At 69.9% G+C, this 24281-nt stretch carries 24 protein-coding genes; 8 read left to right on the top strand and 16 right to left on the bottom strand.

All coding sequences use genetic code 11. The features are described 5' to 3' along the window. Positions 1-43: 43 nt before the first annotated feature. Positions 44-790, bottom strand: a complete 747-nt coding sequence (locus tag AXK61_RS07805) for a class I SAM-dependent methyltransferase (protein ID WP_068744670.1) — start codon at positions 788-790, stop codon at positions 44-46. 206 nt (positions 791-996) lie between these two features. On the opposite strand from AXK61_RS07805, the gene AXK61_RS07800 reads away from it, so the two are divergent. From AXK61_RS07800 to AXK61_RS07790, 3 genes are all read left to right on the top strand, one after another. Then, positions 997-1776, top strand: coding sequence for an electron transfer flavoprotein subunit beta/FixA family protein (locus AXK61_RS07800; RefSeq protein ID WP_068744669.1), 780 nt, complete (start codon positions 997-999; stop codon positions 1774-1776). Between the two features lie 36 nt (positions 1777-1812). Next, the gene (locus AXK61_RS07795; RefSeq protein WP_068572089.1) at positions 1813-2769 is read left to right on the top strand and encodes an electron transfer flavoprotein subunit alpha/FixB family protein; all 957 of its coding nucleotides are present in this window, start codon (positions 1813-1815) and stop codon (positions 2767-2769) included. Between the two features lie 76 nt (positions 2770-2845). Continuing rightward, positions 2846-3490 carry a response regulator gene (locus AXK61_RS07790; protein WP_197466770.1) on the top strand — a complete coding sequence of 215 codons (645 nt, stop codon included), beginning with the start codon at positions 2846-2848 and terminating at the stop codon, positions 3488-3490. A gap of 7 nt (positions 3491-3497) precedes the next feature. Here AXK61_RS07790 and AXK61_RS07785 read toward each other — a convergent pair whose 3' ends face one another. Beyond that, on the bottom strand, positions 3498-4613 hold the full coding sequence (locus AXK61_RS07785; RefSeq protein ID WP_068744759.1) for a sensor histidine kinase: 1116 nt from the start codon (positions 4611-4613) through the stop codon (positions 3498-3500). A gap of 161 nt (positions 4614-4774) precedes the next feature. Here AXK61_RS07785 and AXK61_RS07780 point away from each other — a divergent pair, with 161 nt between their 5' ends. After that, complete coding sequence (locus AXK61_RS07780; RefSeq protein ID WP_068744668.1) at positions 4775-6394, top strand: multicopper oxidase family protein; 1620 nt, start codon at positions 4775-4777, stop codon at positions 6392-6394. Positions 6395-6474: 80 nt separating this feature from the next. Then, on the top strand, positions 6475-7683 hold the full coding sequence (locus AXK61_RS07775) for a DUF418 domain-containing protein (RefSeq protein WP_068744665.1): 1209 nt from the start codon (positions 6475-6477) through the stop codon (positions 7681-7683). Here AXK61_RS07775 and AXK61_RS07770 read toward each other — a convergent pair. After that, complete coding sequence (locus AXK61_RS07770; protein WP_068744663.1) at positions 7640-8263, bottom strand: TetR/AcrR family transcriptional regulator; 624 nt, start codon at positions 8261-8263, stop codon at positions 7640-7642. The genes AXK61_RS07775 and AXK61_RS07770 overlap by 44 nt on opposite strands. A 22-nt stretch (positions 8264-8285) precedes the next feature. Here AXK61_RS07770 and AXK61_RS07765 point away from each other — a divergent pair, with 22 nt between their 5' ends. Together AXK61_RS07765 and mftM are read left to right on the top strand one after the other, a co-directional pair. Further along, a complete protein-coding gene (locus AXK61_RS07765) occupies positions 8286-8786 on the top strand; it encodes an HXXEE domain-containing protein (protein ID WP_068744661.1) in 501 nt (166 codons plus the stop codon). Positions 8787-8936: 150 nt separating this feature from the next. Beyond that, positions 8937-9737, top strand: coding sequence for a mycofactocin oligosaccharide methyltransferase MftM (mftM, locus tag AXK61_RS07760; protein ID WP_068744758.1), 801 nt, complete (start codon positions 8937-8939; stop codon positions 9735-9737). Here the strand turns inward: mftM and AXK61_RS07755 are convergent. The 13 genes from AXK61_RS07755 to mftA all read right to left on the bottom strand — a co-directional run bounded on the left by AXK61_RS07755 (position 9734) and on the right by mftA (position 23435). Then, entirely contained in the window at positions 9734-10393 is a 660-nt protein-coding gene (locus AXK61_RS07755; protein ID WP_068744658.1) for a MadR family response regulator transcription factor, read from the bottom strand. The two genes, mftM and AXK61_RS07755, sit on opposite strands and share 4 nt — an antisense overlap. Continuing rightward, on the bottom strand, positions 10390-11724 hold the full coding sequence (locus AXK61_RS07750) for a MadS family sensor histidine kinase (RefSeq protein ID WP_068744656.1): 1335 nt from the start codon (positions 11722-11724) through the stop codon (positions 10390-10392). The genes AXK61_RS07755 and AXK61_RS07750 overlap by 4 nt, the downstream gene beginning before the upstream one ends. After that, entirely contained in the window at positions 11721-12893 is a 1173-nt protein-coding gene (locus AXK61_RS07745; RefSeq protein ID WP_068744756.1) for an iron-containing alcohol dehydrogenase, read from the bottom strand. The genes AXK61_RS07750 and AXK61_RS07745 overlap by 4 nt, the downstream gene beginning before the upstream one ends. Positions 12894-13071: 178 nt before the next feature. Continuing rightward, positions 13072-14577 (bottom strand): MadC family VWA domain-containing protein, encoded by a 1506-nt coding sequence (gene madC, locus AXK61_RS07740; RefSeq protein WP_068744654.1) that lies wholly within the window; start codon positions 14575-14577, stop codon positions 13072-13074. Continuing rightward, on the bottom strand, positions 14564-15613 hold the full coding sequence (locus AXK61_RS07735) for a MadB family AAA-type ATPase (protein WP_068744652.1): 1050 nt from the start codon (positions 15611-15613) through the stop codon (positions 14564-14566). The genes madC and AXK61_RS07735 overlap by 14 nt, the downstream gene beginning before the upstream one ends. A gap of 18 nt (positions 15614-15631) precedes the next feature. Further along, positions 15632-16903 carry an NDMA-dependent methanol dehydrogenase gene (gene mdo, locus AXK61_RS07730; RefSeq protein WP_068744650.1) on the bottom strand — a complete coding sequence of 424 codons (1272 nt, stop codon included), beginning with the start codon at positions 16901-16903 and terminating at the stop codon, positions 15632-15634. Positions 16904-17061: 158 nt separating this feature from the next. Continuing rightward, on the bottom strand, positions 17062-18378 hold the full coding sequence (gene mftG / locus AXK61_RS07725) for a mycofactocin system GMC family oxidoreductase MftG (protein ID WP_068744648.1): 1317 nt from the start codon (positions 18376-18378) through the stop codon (positions 17062-17064). Then, a complete protein-coding gene (mftF, locus tag AXK61_RS07720) occupies positions 18375-19760 on the bottom strand; it encodes a mycofactocin biosynthesis glycosyltransferase MftF (RefSeq protein ID WP_231855471.1) in 1386 nt (461 codons plus the stop codon). Before mftF ends, mftG begins: the two co-directional genes overlap by 4 nt. 38 nt (positions 19761-19798) lie before the next feature. Beyond that, complete coding sequence (mftE, locus tag AXK61_RS07715) at positions 19799-20515, bottom strand: mycofactocin biosynthesis peptidyl-dipeptidase MftE (RefSeq protein ID WP_068744646.1); 717 nt, start codon at positions 20513-20515, stop codon at positions 19799-19801. Between the two features lies 1 nt (position 20516). After that, positions 20517-21734 carry a pre-mycofactocin synthase MftD gene (gene mftD / locus AXK61_RS07710; RefSeq protein ID WP_068744753.1) on the bottom strand — a complete coding sequence of 406 codons (1218 nt, stop codon included), beginning with the start codon at positions 21732-21734 and terminating at the stop codon, positions 20517-20519. Between the two features lie 17 nt (positions 21735-21751). Continuing rightward, complete coding sequence (gene mftC, locus AXK61_RS07705) at positions 21752-22990, bottom strand: mycofactocin radical SAM maturase (protein ID WP_068744645.1); 1239 nt, start codon at positions 22988-22990, stop codon at positions 21752-21754. Then, positions 22987-23343, bottom strand: coding sequence for a mycofactocin biosynthesis chaperone MftB (gene mftB / locus AXK61_RS07700; protein WP_068744644.1), 357 nt, complete (start codon positions 23341-23343; stop codon positions 22987-22989). The genes mftC and mftB overlap by 4 nt, the downstream gene beginning before the upstream one ends. Continuing rightward, complete coding sequence (mftA, locus tag AXK61_RS07695; protein WP_156485603.1) at positions 23343-23435, bottom strand: mycofactocin precursor MftA; 93 nt, start codon at positions 23433-23435, stop codon at positions 23343-23345. Before mftA ends, mftB begins: the two co-directional genes overlap by 1 nt. Before the next feature lie 152 nt (positions 23436-23587). Here mftA and mftR point away from each other — a divergent pair, with 152 nt between their 5' ends. Next, positions 23588-24205: a mycofactocin system transcriptional regulator gene (gene mftR, locus AXK61_RS07690; protein ID WP_156485602.1), complete on the top strand. Its 618-nt coding sequence runs from the start codon at positions 23588-23590 to the stop codon at positions 24203-24205. The last annotated feature ends 76 nt before the right edge of the window (positions 24206-24281 follow it).

Here is a 24281-nt window from a genome sequence, read left to right as displayed (position 1 = left end):
CCGGGCTCGCGGCCGGTCACCGTCGGGCTGCCCGACGGTGCGCTCACGCTCCGGGCTTCCGGGCGTAGAAGAACAGGTCGAGACTGTCGGGCTCGTCGGCGCGCAGGTCGAAGTCCTGGGCCGCGACGGCGGCCACGTCGTTCGAGAGTTCCTCCGGCCAGGGCTCGCCGGCGAGCGACCGCTCGATCTGCGCGTCGATGAAGCTGCCGCCGTGGCGGCGGTCCAGCTCGGCCAGGCGGGCGCCGTGGTAGACGCCGAGCTTCTCGGTCACCTCGAAGCCGGCTTCCTCGAGCAGCTCGACCAGCTCCGCGGAGTTGAGCTCGCGGGTGTGGAAGGGGTTGAGCGGGGTGTCGCGGCCGGGGGAGAAGGTGACGCGGTTGGGGGTGGAGATGGCCAGCTCGCCGCCGGGGCGCAGGATCCGCGCGACCTCGCGGAGGAACTGGGGCTGATCCCAGAGGTGCTCGATCACCTGGAAGTTGACGACGGCGTCCACCGAGGCGTCGTCCAGCGGCAGCTCGGCGAGGTTGCCGTGCAGCATGGTGACCTTCGGGTAGGTGGCGCGGACGTGCGCGACCGCCGACTCGTCGTAGTCCAGGGCGGTGACGCTTGCGCCGCCGTCGGCCAGCATCGCGGCGCCGTAGCCCTCGCCGCTGCCGGCCTCGAAGACCGACGTCCCGGCGTAACGGTCGACGATCGCGAGGTACGCGATCTCGTGCCGGCGGAACCAGTAGTTCTCCTCGGGGATCCCGGGGACGGTTCGCTCGCCGGTCAGGGGCAGCGGGTCACACATTCTTCCCAGCCTAGTCGTCGCAGTGCCGTGGGCCAGCCCACATGGACAGTTACCTCCGGGTAACTTACTCTGCAGTTAAACAATGTCGTGAGGCGGTGCTAAGTTCGAGTCGCTTCACTGTGGTGGGGCGGGATTTCCGTGCCCGCCCGGCAGTGTGAGAATGTGCCCTACGAGTATCCGATGATCCAGGAGGTCGACGAAGACCAATGACGAACGTAGTCGTACTGATCAAGCAGGTCCCCGACACGGGTTCCGAGCGCAAGCTCGCCGATGATTTCGCCCTCGACCGGTCGATCGACCCGTACTTGGACGAGATCAACGAGCGCGCCGTCGAGGAGGCGCTCCAGATCAAGGAGGCCAACGGCGGCGAGGTCACCGTGCTGACCGTCGGCCCCGCGAGCGCCACCGATGCGATCCGCAAGGCCCTGTCCATGGGCGCCGACAAGGCCGTCCACGTGCAGGACGATGCCATGCACGGCTCGGACGCCATCCAGACCTCGTGGGTCATCGCCCGCGCGCTGGGCACCATCGAGGGTGTCGAGCTGGTCATCGCCGGTAACGAGGCCACCGACGGTCGCGTCGGTGCCGTGCCGGCCATCCTGGCGGAGTACCTGGGCCTGCCCCAGCTCACGCACATGCGCAAGCTCATCGTCGAGGGCGACTCGATCAAGGGCGAGCGCGAGACCGACGAGGGCATCTTCGAGCTCGAGGCGTCGCTGCCGGCCATCGTGTCGGTCAACGAGAAGATCAACGAGCCGCGCTTCCCCTCCTTCAAGGGCATCATGGCCGCGAAGAAGAAGGAGATCAACGTGCTCTCCCTCGCGGAGATCGGCGTGGAGCTCGACGAGGTCGGCGGCGCGAACGCCGGCACCACGGTCTCGGGCGTGACCCCGAAGCCGGCCAAGCAGGCGGGCGAGAAGGTCGTCGACGAGGGTGACGGCGGCGGCAAGGTCGCGCAGTTCCTCATCGGCCAGAAGATCATCTAAGACCCTCGTCCCCCACTCTTAAGGAGAGAAGCCGTTATGGCAGACGTACTCGTCCTCGTCGAGCAGGTCGACGGGAAGCTCAAGAAGGTCACGGCCGAGCTGCTGACCGCCGCCAAGGCCCTGGGTGAGCCGGCCGCCGTCGTCGTGGGCGCCCCCGGCACCACCGACGCGATCGCCGATCAGCTCAAGGCCGCCGGCGCCGCCAAGATCTACCGCGCGGAGTCGGCCGAGGCCGACGCCTACCTGGTGACCCCGAAGGTCGGCGTGCTCGCCGAGCTCGCCGAGAGCCAGGGCGCCGCAGCGGTTCTCACCGCCGCCACGTTCGAGGGCAAGGAGGTGGCCGGCCGCGTCGCCGCGCGCCTCGGTTCCGGCCTGGTCGCCGACGCGATCGCGTTCGGCCCCGGTGGCGCCGCCACCCACTCGATCTTCGGTGGCGCGTTCACCGTCGACGCCACCGCCGGTGGCGACACCCCGGTCGCCTCGCTGCGCCCGGGCGCCATCGAGGCCGACGGTGTCGCCGGCGCCGGTGAGATCGTCGACGTCGCGGTTCCGGCCGAGGCGGAGAACGCCGTGAAGATCACCGCGAAGCAGCCGATCCAGGGCGGAAACCGTCCGGAGCTCACCGAGGCGACGATCGTCGTCTCCGGTGGTCGTGGCGTGGGTTCGGCCGAGAAGTTCTCGGTCGTCGAGGAGCTCGCCGACTCGCTGGGTGCCGCCGTCGGCGCCTCGCGCGCCGCCGTCGACTCGGGCTACTACCCGGGCCAGTTCCAGGTCGGCCAGACCGGCAAGACCGTGTCGCCGCAGCTGTACATCGCCCTGGGCATCTCGGGCGCCATCCAGCACCGCGCCGGCATGCAGACCTCGAAGACCATCGTGGCCGTCAACAAGGACGAAGAGGCCCCGATCTTCGAGATCGCCGACTACGGCATCGTGGGCGACCTGTTCGACGTCGCCCCGCAGCTCACCGAGGCCGTCAAGGCGCACAAGGGCTGAGTCGCGTTACCCGCTCCAGCGCAGCGAGCCCCGTCCGGATCTCCGGGCGGGGCTCGTTCGTGTCTAGGATCGTGCCGTGAACAGCAGCGTCCTGATCGTCGACGACCAGCGGTTGATCCGCGACGGCCTCACGATGCTGCTCACCGCGGCGCCGGACTTCTATGTCGCGGGCGAGGCGACCAATGGCGACGAGGCGGCGCGCGCCTACCGCGAGCTCGCGCCCGACGTCGTGCTCATGGACCTGCGGATGCCGGGGGTCGACGGTGTCCGGGGTATCGAGCAGATCATCGCCGCGGACCCGGCCGCGCGGATCGTGGTGCTGACGACCTTCGACGACGACGAGCACATGTACCCGGCCCTGGCCGCCGGCGCGGTCGGGTTCCTGGTCAAGGACATCGCGCCCGAGGCGCTGCTGGACGGCCTGCGGCGCGCGCTGGGCGGGGAGGTGCCCATGTCGCCCGGGCCCGCACGTCGGGTGCTCGACGATGCCCTCCGCGCCCGGACGGCGCCCCCGGCGGCGCCGGCGGAAGAACCCGCTGTGCCGTTCACCGATCGCGAGGCCGAGGTACTGGCGCTCGTCGCCGAGGGACTGGGCAACGCGGCGATCGCGGGCCGGTTGCACGTGGCCGAGTCGACCGTCAAGGCGCACATCGCGAACCTCCGGCAGAAGACCGGTGCCGGCTCGCGGGTCGAGCTGGCGCGCTTCGCCACTCGGGGCTGAGACTCACCTACGTCGCACGGGTCGGCAGGGTGAGCGCGACGACCCACTGATCGCCCTCGGGGCCCGCGGTGATGCTTCCGCCGGCGAGTTCCGCCCGCTCGGCCATCCCGGCCAAGCCGTAGCCGTGCCCGCGCTGCGCCTGTGCAGGAAGGGGACTGACCACCCGGGCCCGCCAGGCACCGTCGGACCTGCCCACGTCGACGGTGACCGCCGCACCGCGCGGCGCGTGCTTCATGATGTTCGTGAGAGATTCCTGGACCACCCGCACCAGCGTGAGCGCGTCGATCGCGGCGGGCTCGTCGTCGCCCAGGTCGATGGTCGTCCGCACGTCGAAACCGGCGTCGACGGTGCGTTCGACGGCGCGTCGGATCTCCGTCTTGGTGTCGTCGATCGTCCGGTCCTGGAGCGCATCCCGTTCGCGCAGTGCCGCGAGGAGCCGGCGGATGTCCGCGAGGGAGTCGGTCGCGGTCCCGTGAATGTCCGACAGGACCTCGTCGAGGCCCGGATCGATCCCGGCGTAGACGGTGCGCGCCACGCCCACCCGCAGCGAGATGGCCGACATGTGGTGGGCCATGAGGTCGTGCAGCTCCCGCGCGAGGGCGGCGCGCTCGTCCCGGCGGGCGTGCAGCGCTTCGAGTTCGAGCTCGCGTCGTTCGCGCTCGGCCTGGGTGAACCGTTCCCGCATGTACAGACCGCCGACGAGCGGTAGTCCGACGAAACTGATGGTTTCGGCGAGCACCCGGATCAGGGTGTGCTGCTGGTCGTCGAGGACCGAGCCGATGACATAGGAGGCGGCCCAGACCGCGGTCGCCGCAGCGACCTGCCACCGGGGACGTCGCGACGCCGCGAGTTCGGCGAGGGCCAGCGCGGCGAGGTACGGGACTAGTCCTGCCGGTCCCCACGCCTCCACGGACAGCAGCCATCCGCAGAGCACGGACAGCACGAGCGAGACGGCGAACGGGGCGCGGCCGCCGAGGACGAACAGCCCTGCGGCGAGCATCGATCCGGCGATGTACGCGGGGGAGGCGTGGAAGCGTCCGGGGTACACGCTGACCGCGAGTAGCACGGGCACGACCACGAGGGGAGCGACCCGCACACCGACGGTCCAACTGGTGCGTGACATGGCAGCACCGTACGGCACCGTCGGGCCCACCGGAAAGCCACGACCTGCGTCTATAACTGCCGCGTCCACCGATGTCAACCCCCTCCCGGCTAGTCCGCTGCCCGGAAAGCTTGTCCGAAGGGCGGAGTCGCGCGGCGTCGCCGCCGACGACGCTGGAAGGCATGACCAACGACATCGCCGAGCGGCCACGAGCCGTCGCCGGCAGTACCCGCCGGACCTTCCTGACCGCCCTGATCGCCGCGCCCCTCGCCGGCGCCGCACTCACGGCGTGCCGCACCTCAGCCGTGCCGGCGGCACCGTCGCTGCCGGGCGGGCGTCGTGCCCTGCCCGTCCCGCCGCTGGCGCGGTCAGTGGTGGGTGCCGACGGCGTGCGCCGGTTCGAATTGACTGCGCAGGCGGGTGGTTCGGAGATCGTCGCCGGGAAGCGGAGTGCCACCTGGGGTTTCAACGGCGACATCCTGGGCCCCACGCTGCGCGCCCGCGACGGCGAGAAGGTCGCGGTCACGGTGCGCAACCGCCTCGCGGAGGCGACGAGCGTGCACTGGCACGGCATGCACGTCCCGGCCCGCGCCGACGGCGGCCCGCACCAGATGGTCGAACCCGGAAGCACCTGGAACGCGGAATGGACGGTGCACCAGCGGGCCTCGACGCTCTGGTACCACCCCCATCCGCACGGCGTCACCGAGAAGCACGTGTACCGCGGGCTCTCCGGCTTCTTCCTCCTCGACGACGACGAGCAGGACCGCCTGGGCCTGCCGTCCGAGTACGGCGTCGACGACATCCCCGTCGTCGTGCAGGACCGGAAGTTCACGCCCGACGGCGAATTGGACGAGACGGAGCCGGGCGAGACCGGTCTCCTCGGGCCCACGGCGATCACCAACGGCGTCGCGGGCGCGAGCCTGCTCGCGCGTCGCGAGCGGATGCGGTTGCGACTGCTCAACGGTGCGTCGGCGCGCTGCTTCGAGTTCGGGTTCGCCGACGGTCGGCGGTTCGAGACGATCGCCTCCGACGGTGGGCTGCTCGCGGCCCCAGTACCGATGGACCGGCTCATGCTCAGCCCGGGCGAACGGGCGGAGATCGTCGTCACCGTGACCGCGGGGGAGCGCACGATGCTGCGCTCGTACCCGATCTCCCAGCGCGGCAGGATGTCCGGTGGGATCGCGCGCCAGTACGGTCAGGACGACACCCTGGACGTCCTGGAACTCGTGGGTGCCGACGTGTTCGAGGCGGGCGCGGGTCCGGTGCCTCGTGTGCTGAGCACCATCGCGCCGCTCGCGGCGGGTGCGACGGCGCCGGTTCCCGCGTCGCGGTCCTTCGATCTGCAGTGGTACATGATCAACGGCGAGCGGATGGACATGAGCCGCATCGACCTGGCGCCCGTCGTCGACACCACCGAGGTCTGGACGGTGCGCAACAAGGACAACTGGCCGCACAACTTCCACGTCCACGACGTGCAGTTCCAGATCACCGCGTTCAACGGGAAGACCCCGCCGGCGCACCTGCGCGGGTGGAAGGACACCGTCTATCTCGCGCCGGGCGACACGTGTTCGCTCGCGATGCGGTTCACCGACTACACCGACCTGACGATGCCCTACATGTACCACTGCCACCTGCTCTTCCATGAGGACAAGGGAATGATGGGCCAATTCGTCGTCGCCGCGAAGGGGCAGTCCGCACCCACCCGGCTGGAGATGCCCGGCATGCCGGGGATGTCGATGCCGTCGTCGTCCGCGTCCGCGGCGCCCTCCGGGGCGTCCGCCGCGCCCCACGGCGGCCACTGACCGCCACCCGAGAACCCCGTACCGCCACCCGGAACGATCCGACGCGGGCTCATCCGTGCGCCCGCAGAAAGTGAAACATCATGACCACGAACACCATCCCGGTCGCCGGCCGCCCCACGGCCCCGGTTGCCGCGCCCCGTCTCAGCGCCGAGCCCCGACGGTCCGCCGCGCGGATGATCGGCCTCGACCTCGCCCGCGCGCTCGCCGTGATCGGCATGTTCTACGCCCACGTCGGCCGCAAGCAGGAGTTCGTACTCCTGGACGCGTCCACCTGGGACGGCATCGTCGTCGGGCGTTCCTCGGCGCTTTTCGTCATCCTGTCCGGGCTCGGCCTGGGCCTCATGACCCGCGGCCGGACCGGCGACGCCCTCGCGACCCGGCGGCGGGAGATCGTCTACCGCGGCGTCTTCCTGTTCTTCGTGGGCGGTGTGCTCGTCACGCTCGGCGTGCACATCTCGATCATCCTCGCCACGTACGCGGTGTTGTTCTGGCTCGCGCTGCCGCTGTTCTCCCTGAGCAGGAGGGCGCTCGTCGCCGTCGCGGTGGGTGCGGCTCTGGTGGGCCCGTTCGCGAACGCCGCTGCGGTGGCGCTGATCACGCGATTCGGCGATCCCGATGCGGAGTTCTCGAAGCTGCTCGCAACCGGGAACTATCCGGTTCTGATCTGGATCGCCTATCTCGCAGCGGGTATCGCGATCGGACGGCTCGCGCTCGACTCGCGGGACACGGCGCGCCGGATGCTGGCGGCCGGCGCGGCACTGATGCTCGCCTACCCGGTGGCGTGGGTGCTCGGCGCGATCACGGGCACGGTCTTCGACGGGTTCGGTGCGGTCGTCACCGCGGGCGGCGTGCCCGCAGCCGGCGACGCCGACCGCGACGCCTGGGGCTGGGCCTGGAGCGATGCCTACCGATACCTCGGGGCACAGCCGCATTCCGGCACCCAGCTGGAGATCATCGGCAACATCGGCTTCGCTCTCACGCTGATCGGCACGTGCCTCCTCGTCGGCGCCGCGGCGCCGAGGTTGTTCGCCCCGATCGCTCGGATGGGCCGGATGTCCCTGTCGCTGTACTGCCTCCACATCGCCGCGGTGTTCGTGCTGCTGCACACCGTGCAGGACTCGCGTCAGGAGGCGTGGCTCGAAACCGACTGGCGCGGTACCGCGATGTGGCTCGCGTTCACCGTCGGCGCCTTCGTCTTCGCGACGCTCTGGTTCCGCAGCCGCAGCGCGGGGCCGCTCGAAGGGATCATGCGCCGGCTCCCCGCGCGCCTGGAGAACCGGGGCCGCTGACATCCCGAGCGATCGCGGCGAGCGCGAGGTCCAGCAGGACCTCGTGTTCGCCGGCGTCCGGCACGTCGCCGATCACGAGCCAGCGGTAGATCGCGGGTCCCACCAGGAGATCGCGGACCTGCTCGTCCGTCACGCCGGTGCCGATCGCGCCGATGGCCCGGGCGCGTCCAACGGCGGATGCGAGGGCCTCGCCCCGCGGTGCGAGGTAGTGCTCGTGCAGCGCCGCCCGCAGCTCCGGCCTGTTCGCCCCCGCGGCGTGGACCGCGAGAACCGCACGTGCCGCGGGGGATCGGGAGATGTCGGTGATGAACGTGGTCACCAACGTTCGCAGGTCGGCCACCGGGTCGTCGGTCGACGGTGCCGCCGCCTGCGGCACCGTCGCCGTCAGGGCGCCGACGACCAGAGCGTCGCGATCCGGCCAGCGGCGGTAGATGGTGGGACGCCCGACCCCGGCCCGGCGCGCAACCGCCTCTATCGTGAGCGCCTGATACCCGACCGCCTCCAGCTCCGAGAGTGTTGCATCGACGATGGCCCGCTCGGTGGCGGCGCTGCGGGGTCTGCCCGGGCTGGACGTCGGCATGGGGACAGTATAGTTTCGTTACATGACGGAACGTAATAGTGCGGTGCCACTGGCGGCCACCGTCGGACTGTTCGCCGCGTGGGCGGTTCACGACGCGGAGGAATGGCTGACGACGGCCCCGTGGGCCCGCGCGCGGGGGATTCCGATGTCGGACAGGATGGCCCGGACCGCCATCGCGGTGATGGGTGTTCTGGTCGCAGGCGCTGCGATCGACGGTGCCCGCACGAACGGTCGGTCCACGCTGTACCAGTCGGTGCTGTTGGCGTACGGACTGCACGGGTTCACGCACGCGGCGAACTCCATAGGGGTGCGAGGCTATTCGCCCGGCGTGGCGACCGTCCCGGTGGCGGTTGTGCCCTTCTGGCTCTGGGCGTCATCGCGATTGGAGCGGGCGGGTATTCGCCGCCCCGGGCGAGAACTCGCGCCGCACGCCGCGGCTGCCCTCGTCGGCGGGCTGGGGGTCTCCTACGGTGCGGCGGCGCTGTTCAACCGGCACCTCGACGACAGGATGCTGGAACGGTGACTGCTCGTGGTCGGGGTACGGTTCGTAGGAGCTCCGATCAGCCGCATCGACGATCTCCGGCTGTTCCAGGTCCCCTGTCCGATCGGGTAGGGCGGAACTGCTCGTCCGGAGGATGCTCGTGGGCGTCGGGTGGCAATAGAGTCGGTGAGCATGATCGACGCTCTCGCACCGGGTTTGGGCCGTCTGTGGTCGGACGGAGGGGTGGTGGTGCGCCGAGTCCGGCGGGGCCGGGCCTTGTCCGTCCGGCGACGCGGGTGCGGGTGGTCGGTCCGTCACCGCTTGGGGCCGGACGATCTGCGTGACGCGCTCGCGTTGCGGATCGCGGCGGAGGCCGGACCGTGCGCGGTGGAGGAGTTCGAGCGCATGTTGGTAGGAGTGGTCCGCACGACCGTTGCGAGCGCTGCTCGGGCGTGGGATTGCTACTACCGGAACTCCATGGACGACTTGGAGTCCGGTGTGGCCGACTTCGCGCCGGTGCACCAGACCGCGGTCGAGCTGCTGGTCGGGGATTCACTGTTGGACCTCGGCAGTTGCTTCGGCTTCTTCGCGCTCCGGGCTGCGCGATCAGGCATGAGTGTTACCGCCACCGACCTGTGCGCTGGGACGATGACCCTGCTCAACACCGTCGCGCGGGCCATGGAGATCCCGTTGACCACTCGGGTGGCTGATGCAACCGATACCCGGCTGCCCGACCGCTGCGCAGATACCGTCACCGCCCTGCATCTACTCGAACACGTGTCGGCCGAAGCCGGCGCTGCGGTTCTCGACGAGGCGCTGCGCCTCGCGCGGACCCGGGTGATTCTCGCGGTCCCGATCGAGGACGAGCCGGACGCGCGGTACGGACACGTGCGCACCTTCACCGTGGCCGGTCTCGAGGCCCTGGCCGCGGATCGCGGGCTGCGCTGCCGTAGCTTCGAGCGCCACGGCGCGTGGCTGGTGATCGACCTCTAGATGATGCCACGCTTGCTGGCTTCGTACGCGGCCTCCGCGCGGCGGCTCACCCCGAGTTTGCGCAGAACGTTGCTCACGTGGAACTTCACCGTGGTGGGAGAGATGAACAATTGATCTCCGATCCCGCTGTTGGAGTTACCTTTCGCCAGCAGTCGGAGCACCTCGAGCTCGCGAGCTGTGAGGTCCTCCCCGGCCGGCCCGTTGGCCAGGGTCCGTACCACCGCGACGGCTGTGCGGGAGTCGAAGGCACTCTGTCCACGGGTCACCGAGCGGATGGCGCTGACCAATTCGCGGGTGTCGACGTCCTTGACCACGTAACCGAGCGCTCCGGCCTGAACGGCCTCCACTACCAACCGCTCGTCCAGGAACGTGGTGAGGACCAACAGCCCGATCTCGGGGTGCGCGGCCGCGAGTTCGCGGCACAGCACTAGGCCTTCCAACTCGGAACCGCCGGACAACTTGAGGTCGATCACCATCACGTTCGGGCGGATCGAGTCCGCCACCGCTCGGGCCTCCGCGCGGGTCGCGGCCTCGCCCACCACCTCCAGGTCGGGCTCGCGGTCGAGGACCGACCGCAGGCCCTCCCGGAGGATCGCGTGATCGTCCACCAGCACGATGCGTGAATCGACGGATGGTCGCTTCGTGTCCTGATTCACGCCACCTCCTCGACCGGCAGATTCACCTGGATACGGATACCGTGCAGTCGCGACCGCCGGATGACCAGCCTGCCTCCGCACTCTGCCGCCCGGTCGGCCATGTTCGCCAGCCCCCGGCCGTGCCCGTCGACATCGCGCCCGCGGCTCTCCCGTAACCGCTCCCGCAGCGCGGCCGGGTCGCCGGAGCCGTCGTCGTCGATGGCGAGGTCGATGTGTCCGCTGCCGTAGCGCAGTGTCACCGTGGCGCGGTCGGCGTCGGCGTGGACCGCGACGTTGAACAGGGCCTCACCGGCGATCCGCAGCAGTGCATGCTCGACCTCTGCGGACAGCTCCCGGATCTCGCCGCGCACCCGCACAGTAACTTTCAGCTCATCTGGTTCGTGCACCACGCCCAGCTGACGCAGCATTTCGGGTAGTCCGTCCGTGTGCCGGTCCGAGCTGTTGTTGAGGGTGTAGATCGCGGAGCGTAGCTGCTCCACGGCCCGGCGGGTCATCTCCTTCGCCAGGTCCAAACGCTCCGTGCGCTCGTAATCGGGGATCTCACTGCGACACACCTCGATCTGCATGCCCGCCGACAGCACCGCCTGGGTCACGCTGTCGTGCAACTCACGGGCGATCCGGTGCCGCTCGTCGTCGAGCGCTCGGTGCCGTTGAACTGCCCCCAGTTCGCGTTGCATGCCCGTGAGCTCGGCGTTGCGCACTGCGAGATCCGCAGCCGTGCGGCGCAGTTGTGCGTGCGCTTGCTCGGACCGGTCGAGCAAGGTGGTGATGCCCTCGTACAGCGAGGCGTTATGCAGCGCCACGGCGGTCTGACTGGCCAGGATGTTCAGCACTGCGCCGTCGGTCCCGTCGAGTTCACGCCCCACGGGGGTCCATGCGGCGATCGCCCCGACCACCGTACCGTCGAGGACCAGCGGAACATAGGCATGCCGACCCTGCAGGACCGACTTTCCGGTCACTGTGTCCGCGTCGCGGATCCGCTCGAGGCATTCGGTCACCTCGTAGGGCAGCGGAGGCCCCGTGACCCGGCCCACGAGGAAAGGAATTCCGTCTGGCCCCAGCACCAAGCGGCGCAGGCCGGCCGCGGGGAGGCTGCCTTCGGTGAGCGCGAACACCACCCAGTCCGCCTGGAGATGTTCGCGAGCGGCCTGCGCAGCGGAGCTGACCACCGTTTCCGGACCGTCGACCGTGCGCACCAGGGCACCGGCGATCAGGTCCAGCGCGTGCAGGACCCGCTCGGCCCGTTCCTGCGCCCCGCGGTACTGCGAGTAGAAGGAGCTCTTGCCCGACCGGAGTCCGGTGAGTGCGGCCAGATCCGACTCCGCGGTCACATCGCCGCCCGAAACAGTGCGGCGATCTCGCCGACGGTGGCGGCGCGCGGGTTGGTGGTCATGCACGAATCGAGCAGGCTTTGAGCGGCGAGGCGGGGCAGGACCTCCCCGGGGACACCGAGTTCGGACAGGCCGCTGGGCACGCCGACCTCGCGGGCGAGGGCCTCGACCCGGTCGGCGACGGCCGCGGCCGCCTCCGCTGCGGGTGCGTGCTGCTCGGGCAGTCCCATCCCTGCGGCGATGGCCACGTACGGTCGCGGGTCGGCCTCGGCGTTGAACCGGATCACGTGCGGCAGCAGGATTCCGTTGATCACACCGTGCGGCTTGTCCAGTAGCCCTCCTACCTGGTGGCTCATCGCGTGTGCCGCACCGAGAATGGCGTTGGTGAAGGCCATACCGGCCTCCAGGCTGGCCTGGGCCATTACCAGCCGTTCCGACATCCGGGTGGGGTGCGCCATGCTGTCGGCGAGGGAACCGGTGACCAGCCCGATGGCGCGTAGTGCGTGGTGATCGGTGAGTGGGTTGTGCGCCAGCGAGACGTACGCCTCGACGCCGTGGGTGAGCGCGTCGAGCCCGCTCGCGGCGGCCAGCCACCGGGGCATGGTGGTGAGCAGCCGCGGATCGATCACGGTGACGTCCGGCACCAGTGTGCGGCCCAGGATCGTGACCTTCGTGGCCCGAGCGGTGTCGGTGACGATGCAGAACTGCGAGACGTCCGCGCCGGTGCCCGCGGTGGTGGGCACCATCACCATCGGTGGCACCGGCCGTGTGACCCGGTCGACCCCGGTGTAGTCGAGAATGGCGCCGCCGTTGGTGGCGAGGATCGCGATGCCTTTCGCGGCGTCCATCGCGGAGCCGCCGCCGATCCCGACGATCACGTCGCAGCCCGTGGCCTTGTACTGCTCGAACCCGGCGGCAACCTCGTGGTCCTTGGGGTTGGAGGTGACGTCGCTGAAGGCCTCTGGTCGAAGCCCGGCCGCGCGCAGGTGTTCGGTGAGCTCGGCGACCCAGCCGGCCTCGATCAGGCCGGGGTCGGTGACCAGCAGAGGCCGAACGGCGCCCAGACGGACGGCGGCGTGCGCCGCCTCTCCGAGCGCGCCGACGCCGAACACGATCTCGGGCGCGTGGAACTTCACGGTGCGTGGTACCTCGCGGCCGATCAACGGCACGGAACGCTCGTCGACCGTGCGACTGTCGAGGTGGGTCACGGGCTGCTCCTCAACGGATCTGTGTGACCCATGTTACAAGCCCGGACGGGGCTCGGAGCAGTCCCTAGGCACGGGACTGTACCTACCCGATCGGGTAGGTACAGTCCCGCCTTTCGCGAGCGCGGCGTGCCGCGCACCCTCACCGGAGCGCGTTGCCGAGCTCGCGTGCGCGCTCGATCAGCTGATCGGCGTCCCGGGCCACCACGACGTCGTCGCAGTGCTCGCGGTACTGCGGCATCGCACAGGTGGCCTGGCGCCAGTACCGCTCGGACTCGGGTGTGACCCAGGCCAGACGGTGCACGCGCCGGCGCAGCTCGGCGAGGTCATCGGCGCCGTCGGGCCTGCCTCCGGAGCGGCCGTCGCCGACGATCAGCACCGAGGTGCGCTTACCCAAGGAGGTCGGCGCCGCGAGGAGCTCGGAGAACACGCGGCCGTAGTCGCTGGAGGCCTCGAGGTCGATCTCCGGGTCGGCGAGCACCCGGGCCAGGGCCTCGTCGCCGGTCCCGGCGAGCAGGGCGTCGGTCACGTTCACGGGGTGATCGACGAAGGCGAACACCTCGCAGCGGCTGGTGCGGCGGCGGATCGCCTGCGCCATGCGCAGGGTGAACGCGGTGACGGGTCGCACCGAGAGCGAGACGTCGGCCAGGATCAGAACCCGCAGTCGGTCGGGCCGGGGCACGCGGGTCGCGAGCCGGAAGGGCACGCCGTCGGTGCCCAGGGCGGCGCGGGAGGTGGCGCGCATGTCGAGTCGGCCGCGACCGTGGTACCGCACCCGCTCGCGCGGTGCGCCGCGCATCCGACGCAGCACCTCGTGCACCGCCAGCTCGAGTTCGGCGTGCGAGCGGGACTCGGCGCTGCCCGGCGCGCCGGGCGCCGGGGAGCCGACCTCGGCGAGTGCGCCGACGAACGCCGCGAGCGCGGCGGCGAGCCGCTCGGCCTGCGATTGGGTCAGTTCTTCTGCGCCGCTGTCGGAGTAGAGGCTGTTCGGGTCGTAGGCGTCGAGCCAGGCCAGGATCGACGCCGGATCGTCCCATTTCAGGGTCCCCGAGGTGGCGACGGTGGCACCGTCGGCCAGGCCCCCGACCTCGGAGGTACCCGCGCGGTCGACGTCGAGGGTGTAGCTCACGCCCCGCCGGCGGCTGTCGTCGGAGCCGTTCACCGACAGGCTCTCGTCGGCGGCCGTGACGGAGAAGTCGTCGTCGTCCTTGTGCGGGTTGAAGCCCTTCTCCGCGTCGGGGGTGTCGAAGAGCTCGCCGACCTCGGCCGCACGCTCGTTGTAGTCGGCGTAGCGGCCCAGTTCCGCGTCCTCTGCGAGCTCGAGGTCGTCGGGCAGGGCGCCGGTCAGTCCCGCGCGCGACGGTTCCCGCTCCTCGTCCTCCGCCTCTTCGGCGGTGCGGTCGAAGAGCTCGGTGAACGCGGCGTCGAAGCCCGGGTTCTCGTGCGAGTACTTCACGCACGTGGCGCGCAGTCCCGCGGCGAGCCGACTCTTGTGCCGCGCGCCCAGCATCCCGAGTACGCGGCGCACCTCGATCACCTCGGCGGGGGAGGCGCTCACGCCGTGCGCCCGCAGGCGCACGCCGAAGGCCGCGGCCACCACGTCGAGGATTCCGGCCGCGCCGGTGCGAGGGAGCTCAGCTCCGGCCATGGCCCTTACCGCCGTGTCCGCGGAAGACGTTGGTGGTGGTGTTCGCCGGGCGTGCGGCCACCGTCGGGCGGGGCACGGCCCGGTCGTCCTCGGGAGCCTTGGCAGGAGCACCGCGGCCCTGCACCAGGTCGACGTCGGAGGAGTACTTGAGCAGCGCCGAGTACAGCAGCTCCGGGGAGTCGGAGGCACTGCGGCCCGTGGCGGCGAGCACGGCCGCGATCCGCGCCGCGTCGATCACCTCGGAGATGGACGGGCTCTTGCGCAGCGGCAGCTCGCGCAGCTTGCCCGCGAGCTCCACGACCTCGGCGACCGCCGCCGTCTCGACCTCCGGGGCGCGGGCCCCGACGATGTTCCGCTCGCGTTCGGCGGTCGGGTAGCCCAGGTGGTAGTGCAGGCAGCGGCGCTTGAGGGCGGCGCTCAGCTCGCGAGTGTCGTTGGAGGTCAGGACGACCCACGGCCGGGTGCGGGCGGTGAATGTGCCCACCTCGGGCACCGTCACCTGGTTCTCGGCCAGCACCTCGAGCAGCAGGGCCTCCATCGACTCCTCGGTGCGGTCCACCTCGTCGACCAGCAGCACCACCGGCTCCTCGGAGAGGATCGCGGCGAGCAGCGGCCGGGCGGCGAGGAAGGTCTCGGAGTACAGGCCGAAGTCCTGCGCCGCGAGGTGCGCCGAGGCCTCGGGGAGGGTCTCGAACTCCGCGAGTTCGACCCCGATCCGGTCCCGCAGCATCTGCACGTGCAGCAGCTGGCGGGCGTAGTCCCATTCGTACAGGGCCCGGCTGTCGTCGAGGCCCTCGTGGCACTGCAGCCGGATCAGCCGCCGCCCCGAGACCTCGGCCAGGGTCTTGGCCAGTTCCGTCTTGCCGACGCCGGCCGGGCCCTCGAGCAGCAACGGCCGGTCGAGCACCGTTGCGAGATGGACCACGGTGGCCAGCTCGTCGTCCGCGATGTAGTCGCTCTCGCAGAGGGCGTCGCGCAGGGCGGCACCGTCCACGAAGTGCGGTGTGTTCGTCCGTTCGGTGGCCACGGTGGTCATCTCTCCTCGTTCCTGCTACTAGTACTTGCCGTTGATGGCGTGGTCGACGACCGGCAGCATCGACGCCACGGTCACCTCACGCGGGTTGCCCGGCGTGCACCAGTCGTCCTGAATGTGCTCGGAGATCGCGAGCACGGTCTTCTCGTCGCCGGGGATGGTCTCGCCGCGCCCGGCGTACTTCTTGGTGTTCATCTGGTTCTTGTCGTACGAGTCCGTGCGGATCTCACCGAAGTTGTCGGGGATGCCCACGTCCTTCGCCAGGCGGATCGCGGCCTCGACGGCGGCGTCGGCGGCCTGCACGGTGGTCATGTTGCGGGTGTCCACGCCCATGGCCGTGGCGATCTGCGCGTAGCGCTCGTAGCGCGAGGGCAGGTTGTACTCCCACACACGGGGCAGCGCGATGGCGTTGTTGAGGCCGTGATGGCTGTCGAAGAAGGCCGACACGGCGTGCGAGATCGAGTGCACGATGCCCAGGCCGCCCGAGTTGAAGGCCTGCGCGGAGATGTACTGCGCGTTCATCATGCCCTCGCGCGCCTTGAGGTTGCGCGGCTCGAAGGTGGCCTCGCGCAGGTTCTTCGCGACCAGCTCGATCGAGTACAAGGCGTTGCCCAGCGACGGGGCGAAGTCCAGGCGGGAGACGAAGGGCTCACTGCCGTGGGCGAGGACGTCGAAGCCGCAGTACGCGGTGAAGTGCTGGGGGCAGGTGTAGTACAGCAGCGGGTCGTCGATCGCCAGCGTCACGATGGAGGCTTCGTCGAAGGCCACCCACTTGTGCGGCTTCTCCATGTCGGAGGTGTCGGTGATGACGTACGCCCAGGAGGTCTCCGAGCCGGTGCCGGCCGTGGTCGAGACGGCGATGTGCGGCGGGTTCTCCTTGTTCGTCGACTTCGCGAAGCCCTCGAACTCGTTGATGTTGCGGCCGTCGTGGGCGATCACCACGCGGGCGCCCTTCGCGGCGTCGTGGCTCGAGCCGCCACCGACGGAGATGATGCTGTCGCACTTCTCCTTCTGGTACGTGGCCGCGGCCTCCATGACGTTGTAGTCCTTGGGGTTCGACTCCACCTTGTCGAACAGGACCACCTCGACGCCCTGGTACTCGATCTTGCCGATGAGCTCCTCGATGATGCCGGAGCCGCGCAGGCCGGTGGTCACCAGCAGCGCCCGCTTGAAGCCGAGGTTCTTCGCCTCGACACCGATGATGTCGTGGGCGCCGACGCCCATCAGTGCACGCGGGAAGGGGTGGAACTCCTTGATCGGGAAGTCCCAGATCTGGTTCAGTTCGATGGCCATGACGTGGCTCCTTGAGTCGGGGGCGGAGGCTTGTGATGCGCCTCACAGGAGCCACTCTGGCCCGCTGGGCCATGGCCCGGAAAGAGCTGGAGTGACAACCGTACGGTCGACCACACCCATCCCGTCCGAACGGACAGGTCCCACCCTCGCCCGGACGGTCAGGAGACCAAGCGCTGCGCGATCCGCCCCGCAGTCATGAGCACACTCGCATGCGGTCCGCTGCGCAGCGGACCCGGCAGTACCGAGCCGTCGACGACCCGCAGTCCGGTGACGCCCAAGACCGATCCGTCCTGCGCGGAGTGGGTCCCCAGCGGCACGGTTCCCCAGGCGTGCGAGGACATTCCGGGAGACTGGTCCACTGCCACGGTGCCCGGACGGACGAGGTGCGCGAACTCCGGGGATTCGAGCATGTCGACCACCTGCGCGGCTGCGTCCGCCATGCGCGCACGGGAGTTCTCGTCCGGCACTCCGAGGTCGAGTTCGACCGCGTCGGCGTTGCCTCCCGGCCGGATCGTGCCGATCGTCGGATGCGTCATATCAGCGACTCCGACGCATACTCCGCTCGCCGGCAGTCCAGCGACGTAGCGCGCGAAGTCATCTGAATAACAACGAATCTCGATCCCTGGATCGGTGTGCAGGACGGTCTGAAGCAAGGGGTTGCGGCGCAGCGGACCCATCGGCGCGAACCGCACCAAGGTCTCCGGATGCTCGTGGGTGATCAGTGGCCCCAGCAGGGGCGCCAGCAGGGCTCCCGAACCGAGCGTGCCGGCAGCGAGAACGATCTCGCCGCAGTCGATCCGGCCACCGTCGGTGAGCACCCCGGTGACTCGTCCCGGGGTGCCGAGCAGAGCGAGGCCGACTCCGCGTCGGAGCTCCGGGCCGGAGGCGCCGCCCCGGAGGAAGGCATCGGCCACCGTCCAGCGGTGTCCACCTGTTCGATTCGAGCGAACCCGATTGATCCCCACTGTGGGCCACGCACTGGAGTCGGGTGTGGTTCGCGCCCTCTGGGCAGGCTTCGCATATCCGGTCGGGGCGCCGACATCGCGCGGGGAGCGGGCCCGCCAATACTTCTCGAAGGCGGTGGCGACCTCACCGAGCTCGTCGTCGGTGAACGGCGATGCCCGCATCTGTGGCTCGAGCTCTTCGAAGCCGGCAGTGATCTCATCGAGCGACCACGGCCACGCGCGATAGTCGTCGAGGTGGCCCCTCAGAAAGTATCCGCCGTTCACGACAGATGAGCCACCGATTCCTGTGCCGCGCACAATGTCCCGACCGCGCGTCTCTTGGCGGCGCAGAACCCTCTCGGCACCCGGGCCGATCGGCAGGGTGGTCAATTCCGTGATCGCCTGTTCGGGCACGGCCAGCGGGCCGCGCTCGAGAAGGAGCACCCGGCGCGTTCGGTCGCGCGCTAGGTGTGCCGCGACGAGGCAGCCGGCGCTCCCCGCGCCGATCACCACCACATCCGGCGCGTTCATCTGCCCATGATCACCGGATACAACGCCGCGGGATCGCGGTGTCTGAGCGCGCCCTGCCACACTCCCAGGCCGTAGGCCAGGTCGTCGCACCGGTGCAGCACTGCCCAGGACAGCGGGTCGAGTTGGTGCGCGTGCGGTTCGGTGATGATCTGCGCCGCCCACGTTGCTGCGGCCTCAGCCGCCGCGGCGGCCAGCAGACGACGCCGGAATCGGGGCAGTACGAGGCCGGCGACCAGGGCGATCGGCCAGTGGTGCCGGAGCATCGAGGACCAGCCCTGGAGCGTCCCGAACCACGCGGCGCGGGCCACGTTCACGGCCGCCAGGGCGCGACCACCGGGCACCGCGCGCAACGCCGCGCGCAGGCGTACGAACATCCACAGGTACACCCCCGCCGCCACGATCGTGCCGCTCGTGGTGCAGGAGAGCAGCCCCACTGTGGCGGCGATCCCTGTCGGCGTGGAGACCACCGGCGCCGCAGCGGCGCCGTGCCGGGAGGCCAGCTCTGCGGCGCCGGTACCGTAGAACCGGCGGCGGCCCAACAGCTCTCGCAACGTGTACCGGTGTTCGTGCGCCACGTGTGCCGCGGGTTCGTACCGGACTGTCCACCCCGATGCGGCCAGCCGCCAGCACAGGTCGACATCCTCCGCCACACGCAGGGACGATTCGAAGCCACCGACCGCATCGAGCGCCGCACGCCGCGCGAGAAGCGCTGCGGAGGGAACGTACGAGAGGGGCCGCCCCGGTGCCGCGGCGGCCGGTCGCGGCCCCATGTCCAGACTCGAATGACGATCGGCGTATTGCGTCATCGGCGAGTATCGACCCGGGCGACGGAGCCCGACGATCCGCGGGGCGACCAGAGCGACCGTGGGATCCGCGAAGTGCCATAGCGCATTCCGCAGCCATCCGGGACGGGGGACGGTATCTGAGTCGAGAAACGCGACCACCTCGGTAGCTGCGAGGGCGGCTCCGTGATTGCGCGCGGCAGCGGGCCCCTCGTTGCGGGGCAGACGCAGGACACGGGTCAGCGCGGAATCAGGCACCGTGATCGGCTGCGGGGAGGCATCGTCGACGACGATCACCGGCAGCTCGGGTAGTGCCCGCAGCAGTCGGTCGATGCCGGACTGGTTGGCATGCACCGGGATCACGACCGTCACCCTCGGATCCGAGACGGCGCCGGTGCCCGATGACGCTGCCGGGACGGGGTCTGCGACCCCGGCGTCGAGGAGTTTGCGGGCGAGCCGACGCTCGCCGTCGCCCGTGACGCGCAGGATTCCCCCGGCGTCGATCATGTCGGCTGCACGCGCGGAGAGGGTGAGTACGCGCAGCGGTGAGCCGCCGACGAGGTAGCGCCCGCGACGGGCGCAGCTCGGCGCGATCCGCACGGTGAAGCCATCAGGAAGATCCTGAACCCCGGCCCCATTCACCGCAGCCGCCCGGTGTCATCGGGGTTCCACTGCGCCACGGCCGTCCTCAGGTGCGTAGCGAGCGCGTCGACGAGCAGAACGCCGCGCTCAGCCGAGGCGGCGGTCGGATCGCCGAGGACACCGTTCGGCGCCACCCCGGCGACGCCCTCGGCGCGCAGCCTATCGAGCAGGGCGCCGATCGGCGTTGTGACCCCGGGCGCGATCCGATCGGTACGAACGCCGCCGGGGTCCTCAGCGAGGAGGACGGAGGTCTCCGTCTCGCCCGCGTGGGCATCGCCTCCCGGGAAGGCGCAGGGGAACCAGGCGACATCGCGGCCCTCGGAACGGAGCAGCGCGACCGCAGCGCGCAACGCATCGAGGTTACCGCCGTGCCCGTTGACGAGGGCTATCCGGGAGACCCACCGAGTTGCGCTGCGCCCCAACTCGACCAGGATCAACTCCAACGCAGCCGAACCGATCGACACGGTTCCCGGGAAGCCCTCGTGCTCGCCCGAGGCGCCGTAGGGCAGGGCCGGGGCGAGCACGACGGCGCCGTCGGCTCGAGGTCGGACGGCGAGCAGCTCGACGGCACGCCGTGCGATCACGGCGGCGATCCGGGTGTCGGTGTCGAGTGGCAGGTGCGGACCGTGCTGTTCGACGGAGCCGACCGGCACGACCAGCACCACTCCGGCCGGAGGAACCTCCGGCCAGGACAGCGCGGCGAGCTCGGTCATCTCACGCGCCGAGGACTCGATCGAAGCCTTCAGGGATGATCAGGTCATCCCGACTCAGCTCCGCGACGTCGCCGACGCCCAGCCCCAGGAGGGTGGAGTCGACGCCCATGCGCAGCAGGTCGAGGACGTTCTCGACGCCGGCCTGACCGTTGGCCGCCAGACCCCACAGGTAGGCGCGACCGATCATGACGGCTTTGGCGCCCAGGGCGAGCGCTTTGACCACGTCGCTGCCGCGGCGGATCCCGCCGTCGAGCAGGACGTCGAGGTCGTTGCCGACGGCGTCGGCGATCGGACCGAGCACGCGGATGGTCGCGGGCGTCCCGTCGAGGTTGTTACCGCCGTGGTTGGACACGGAGATGGCGGTGGCGCCGATGTCGACGGCGCGCTTGGCGTCGTCGATGCGGGTGATGCCCTTGACCATGAACTCGCCGCCCCACTGCTCGCGCAGCCACTGCAGGTCCTCCCAGGTGGGAGGGGGTGTGTTCATCCACTGGCCGTAGGCGCCGAAGAAGGTGGGGCCGGTCTCGCCGCGGCCCACCAGGTTGGGTGTGGTCAGGTCGGGGACAACGATGCGGCCGTCACGAATCCAGTCGAGCGCGTACCGCGGCTTGACGACGACCTCGGGGGCGAGTCGCGCGAGGGCCTTGAGATCCACCTTCTCAGGGATCTCGGGGCTGCCCCAGTCACGGCCGATGTTGAAGACCCAGTCGGTGGTGACGATCAGACCGGTGCAGCCGGCCTCCTTTGCGCGCTGCGCGCGTGCCAGGATCTCCTCACGGCTACCGAGCCAGTAGATCTGGAAGAACACTTTGTCGTTGACCGCGGTCACTTCCTCGACCGGCTTGCTGGCGAAGCTGGACAGTCCCATCGCAGTGCCACGGGCGGCGGCCGCACGGGCAACCGCCACCTCGCCGTCGGGGTCGACGGCCTGGACGCCCGTCGGGGAGATCATCACCGGGAGGGAGAGCTCCTGCCCCATTACTTTCGTGGTGAGGCCGCGCTCGGCCTTCGCGCCGACCACGTGCGGCGCGAAGCCCAGCTCGGTGAAGGCGCGGGTGTTGTCATTGAGCGTGACACCACCCTGCGTGCCGGCGATGAGCGACGAATAGACGGTGCGCGGCAGGCGTTTGCGTGCGCGGTTCTGGGCCTCGTGGACGGACTCGAACCAAGGATTGCGCCGCCACGGGTTGCGCTCGGCGAGTGCGGACAGTCGGGACATGATGGGTTCCTCGGATGTCAGGAGCAGCCGGATGCCGAGCATCCGCTACTGGTCGTCGGGGCGAACCCGGCGAGCGGGTTCTCGTCGCAGTCGCGTGACGGCGGGCGGGTCATGAGCTTCAAGGGGACGCCGCGAGAGTGGTCCTTGTTGGCGGTCGGCTTGCTGCGCTCGCCGGCGAGCAGTGATTCGCCGTAGCCCTGTACGCATTCCGGGTCGGGCCCGTCGAGCGGAAGTCCGGTGAAGAACTTCGCGGCCATGCAGCCGCCGCGGCACGAGTCGAAGAAGCTGCACTGCGTGCATGCGCCCGCGCTCTGCGGCTCACGGAGCGAGCGGAACAGGTCGGAGCGCTGCCAGACCTCTTGGAATCCCCCGTTCGCGAGGATGTTTCCGGCGAGGAAGTTCTCGTGGATGGCGAAGGGACAGGCGTACACGTCGCCGACGGGGTCGATGAGACACACCACCCGTCCCGCGCCGCACAGGTTGAGGCCGGGCAGAGCACCGGCACCGTCGTTCCCGCCGAACGCGGAGAGGTGGAAGAACGAATCCCCGGTGAGCACACCTTCACCGTGGGCGACGAGCCAGTCGTAGAGCTCGCGCTGCTGCTCGGGCAGGGGGTGCAGGTCGTCCCACACGTCGGCGCCGCGGCCGGAGGGGCGCAGCCGAGTGATGCGCAGGGTGGCGCCGTAGCGGTCGGCGAGGGCCTTGAACTCGTCGAGCTGGCCCACGTTCTGCCTTGTGGTGACGACGCTGATCTTGGCGTCACGGAAGCCCGCGGCGGAGAGGTTCTCGAGGGCCTTGATCGCCATGGCGAAGGAGCCGGGCCCGCGGACGGCGTCGTTGACCTCGGCCGTGGCACCGTCGAGGGAGATCTGGACGTCCACGTAGTCCGAGGCGGCGAGCCGCTGCGCGACCTCGGGGGTGATGCGGAGGCCGTTGGTGGAGAACTTCACGCCCACCTGGTGGCTGGTGGCGTAGTCCACGAGCTCCCAGAAGTCCGGACGAACGGTGGGCTCGCCGCCGCCGATGTTGACGTAGAAGACCTGCATGCGCTGCAGCTCGTCGATGATGGCCTTGCACTGCTCGGTGCTGAGCTCGCGCGGATCGCGCTTGCCCGAGCTGGAAAGGCAGTGCACGCACGCGAGGTTGCAGGCGTAGGTGAGCTCCCAGGTGAGGCAGATGGGGGCGTCGAGGCCGCGTTCGAACTGGTCGACGAGCCGACCGACAGGGGCGGGGCGGGGCCTTTCGAGGGTGGTCATGTCTGTTGCTCCTGATCGGTGACCGGGACGATCATCCCGGAGCGGGCGAGCGCGTCGAGCGCACTGAGGTACAGGGGTCGGTCGGCGGCGATGCCCGCGGCGTCGAGCGCGGCCGCAGCGCTCGGGTGCTCATGCAGGGACCGCACCACGTCGACGACGACGAGGTTCTTGAGGAAGGACAGCTTCCGGGTGCCGAAGTGGTACAGCAGCGCACCGAAGGGCTCGGGGCGGACCGCGACGCGGGGGTTGATCGACCATGCGGCGTCGGGGTCGAAGGGCACGACGTCATCGGTGGGGGCGTCGGCCCCGGCGGCCACAGGGCCGCCGGGAGCCGGCGCGTGCGCGACGGTCATCAGTACACGCCGCACATGCCGTCGATGGACACTTCCTCCACCAACGATTCCGTCACGAGCTCATCCTGCGTCGCGGTCTCCTTGTCGGGCATGTGAACCAACCTCCTCGTTCTTGCTGATGTGGGACTCGTCACACAGTAATGGCACTCGGTGCAAAATCATAGGGAATCGGCGGAATTGTTCCTGACGTACGATCACGCACAGTGCCCGACCGGTGGGAACGTGCAGAAAGAAGGCAGACGACGTGGCTCCTCGCGGACGCAGCGGACCACTCGGCGGGCGTCCCTCCGCGACCACGCGCGGCCACCTCAGTGACATCGCGGTCGACCTGTTCATCGAGAACGGCTTCGACGAGACCAGCGTCGATGACATCGCCGCCGCCGCGGGGATAGCCCGACGAACTCTCTTCCGCTACTACCCGTCGAAGAACTCGCTCGCTTGGGGCGAGTTCGACGACCATCTGGCGGGTCTGCGCGGGCTGCTCGACGAGGCGGCCGGTACCGGCACGCTCGGCACCGAGCTGCGCGATGCGATCATCGCCTTCAACCGCGTTCCGGAATCGGAACGCGAGCACCATCGGCGGCGTATGCACCTGCTCCTGACTGTGCCGGCACTACAGGCGCATTCGATGCTCATGTATGCGGATTGGCGACAGGTCATTGCGGAGCACGTCGCGCGCCACTTCGGTGTCGAGGCGTCTGATCATGCTCCGCAGACGATCGCGTGGATGGCGCTGGGGGTGGCGCTGGCCGCGTACGATCAGTGGCTCCAGCAGCCGGACGCTGACCTCGAGGCGCTCTTGCGCGATGGTGGCGATCTCCTCATCAATGCCGTGGGCGGATCGGCACGGTTCTTGACCTGAGGTCAAGGAGGGAGTGCCGGCAAGACGTTGGACCTGCTGCCCGGTCGGGGCTCAGGCTGCCGGGCCGGCCCTGCTG

Origin of the sequence: Tsukamurella pseudospumae, from assembly GCF_001575205.1 — a bacterium.
Classification (GTDB): domain Bacteria; phylum Actinomycetota; class Actinomycetes; order Mycobacteriales; family Mycobacteriaceae; genus Tsukamurella; species Tsukamurella pseudospumae.
The sequence above is the reverse complement of the archived record's forward strand: the minus strand, read 5'-3'. Positions and strand labels throughout refer to the sequence as shown.

Excerpts from the sequence above, each read along its gene's own strand:
- AXK61_RS07805 (WP_068744670.1), bottom strand. The coding sequence starts at position 790 with ATGTGTGACCCGCTGCCCCTGACCGGCGAGCGAACCGTCCCCGGGATC.
- AXK61_RS07800 (WP_068744669.1), top strand. The coding sequence starts at position 997 with ATGACGAACGTAGTCGTACTGATCAAGCAGGTCCCCGACACGGGTTCC.
- AXK61_RS07795 (WP_068572089.1), top strand. The coding sequence starts at position 1,813 with ATGGCAGACGTACTCGTCCTCGTCGAGCAGGTCGACGGGAAGCTCAAG.
- AXK61_RS07785 (WP_068744759.1), bottom strand. The coding sequence starts at position 4,613 with ATGTCACGCACCAGTTGGACCGTCGGTGTGCGGGTCGCTCCCCTCGTG.
- AXK61_RS07780 (WP_068744668.1), top strand. The coding sequence starts at position 4,775 with ATGACCAACGACATCGCCGAGCGGCCACGAGCCGTCGCCGGCAGTACC.
- AXK61_RS07775 (WP_068744665.1), top strand. The coding sequence starts at position 6,475 with ATGACCACGAACACCATCCCGGTCGCCGGCCGCCCCACGGCCCCGGTT.
- AXK61_RS07770 (WP_068744663.1), bottom strand. The coding sequence starts at position 8,263 with ATGCCGACGTCCAGCCCGGGCAGACCCCGCAGCGCCGCCACCGAGCGG.
- AXK61_RS07765 (WP_068744661.1), top strand. The coding sequence starts at position 8,286 with ATGACGGAACGTAATAGTGCGGTGCCACTGGCGGCCACCGTCGGACTG.
- mftM (WP_068744758.1), top strand. The coding sequence starts at position 8,937 with ATGATCGACGCTCTCGCACCGGGTTTGGGCCGTCTGTGGTCGGACGGA.
- madC (WP_068744654.1), bottom strand. The coding sequence starts at position 14,577 with ATGGCCGGAGCTGAGCTCCCTCGCACCGGCGCGGCCGGAATCCTCGAC.
- AXK61_RS07735 (WP_068744652.1), bottom strand. The coding sequence starts at position 15,613 with ATGACCACCGTGGCCACCGAACGGACGAACACACCGCACTTCGTGGAC.
- mdo (WP_068744650.1), bottom strand. The coding sequence starts at position 16,903 with ATGGCCATCGAACTGAACCAGATCTGGGACTTCCCGATCAAGGAGTTC.
- mftG (WP_068744648.1), bottom strand. The coding sequence starts at position 18,378 with ATGAACGCGCCGGATGTGGTGGTGATCGGCGCGGGGAGCGCCGGCTGC.
- mftE (WP_068744646.1), bottom strand. The coding sequence starts at position 20,515 with ATGACCGAGCTCGCCGCGCTGTCCTGGCCGGAGGTTCCTCCGGCCGGA.
- mftD (WP_068744753.1), bottom strand. The coding sequence starts at position 21,734 with ATGTCCCGACTGTCCGCACTCGCCGAGCGCAACCCGTGGCGGCGCAAT.
- mftC (WP_068744645.1), bottom strand. The coding sequence starts at position 22,990 with ATGACCACCCTCGAAAGGCCCCGCCCCGCCCCTGTCGGTCGGCTCGTC.
- mftB (WP_068744644.1), bottom strand. The coding sequence starts at position 23,343 with ATGACCGTCGCGCACGCGCCGGCTCCCGGCGGCCCTGTGGCCGCCGGG.
- mftA (WP_156485603.1), bottom strand. The coding sequence starts at position 23,435 with ATGCCCGACAAGGAGACCGCGACGCAGGATGAGCTCGTGACGGAATCG.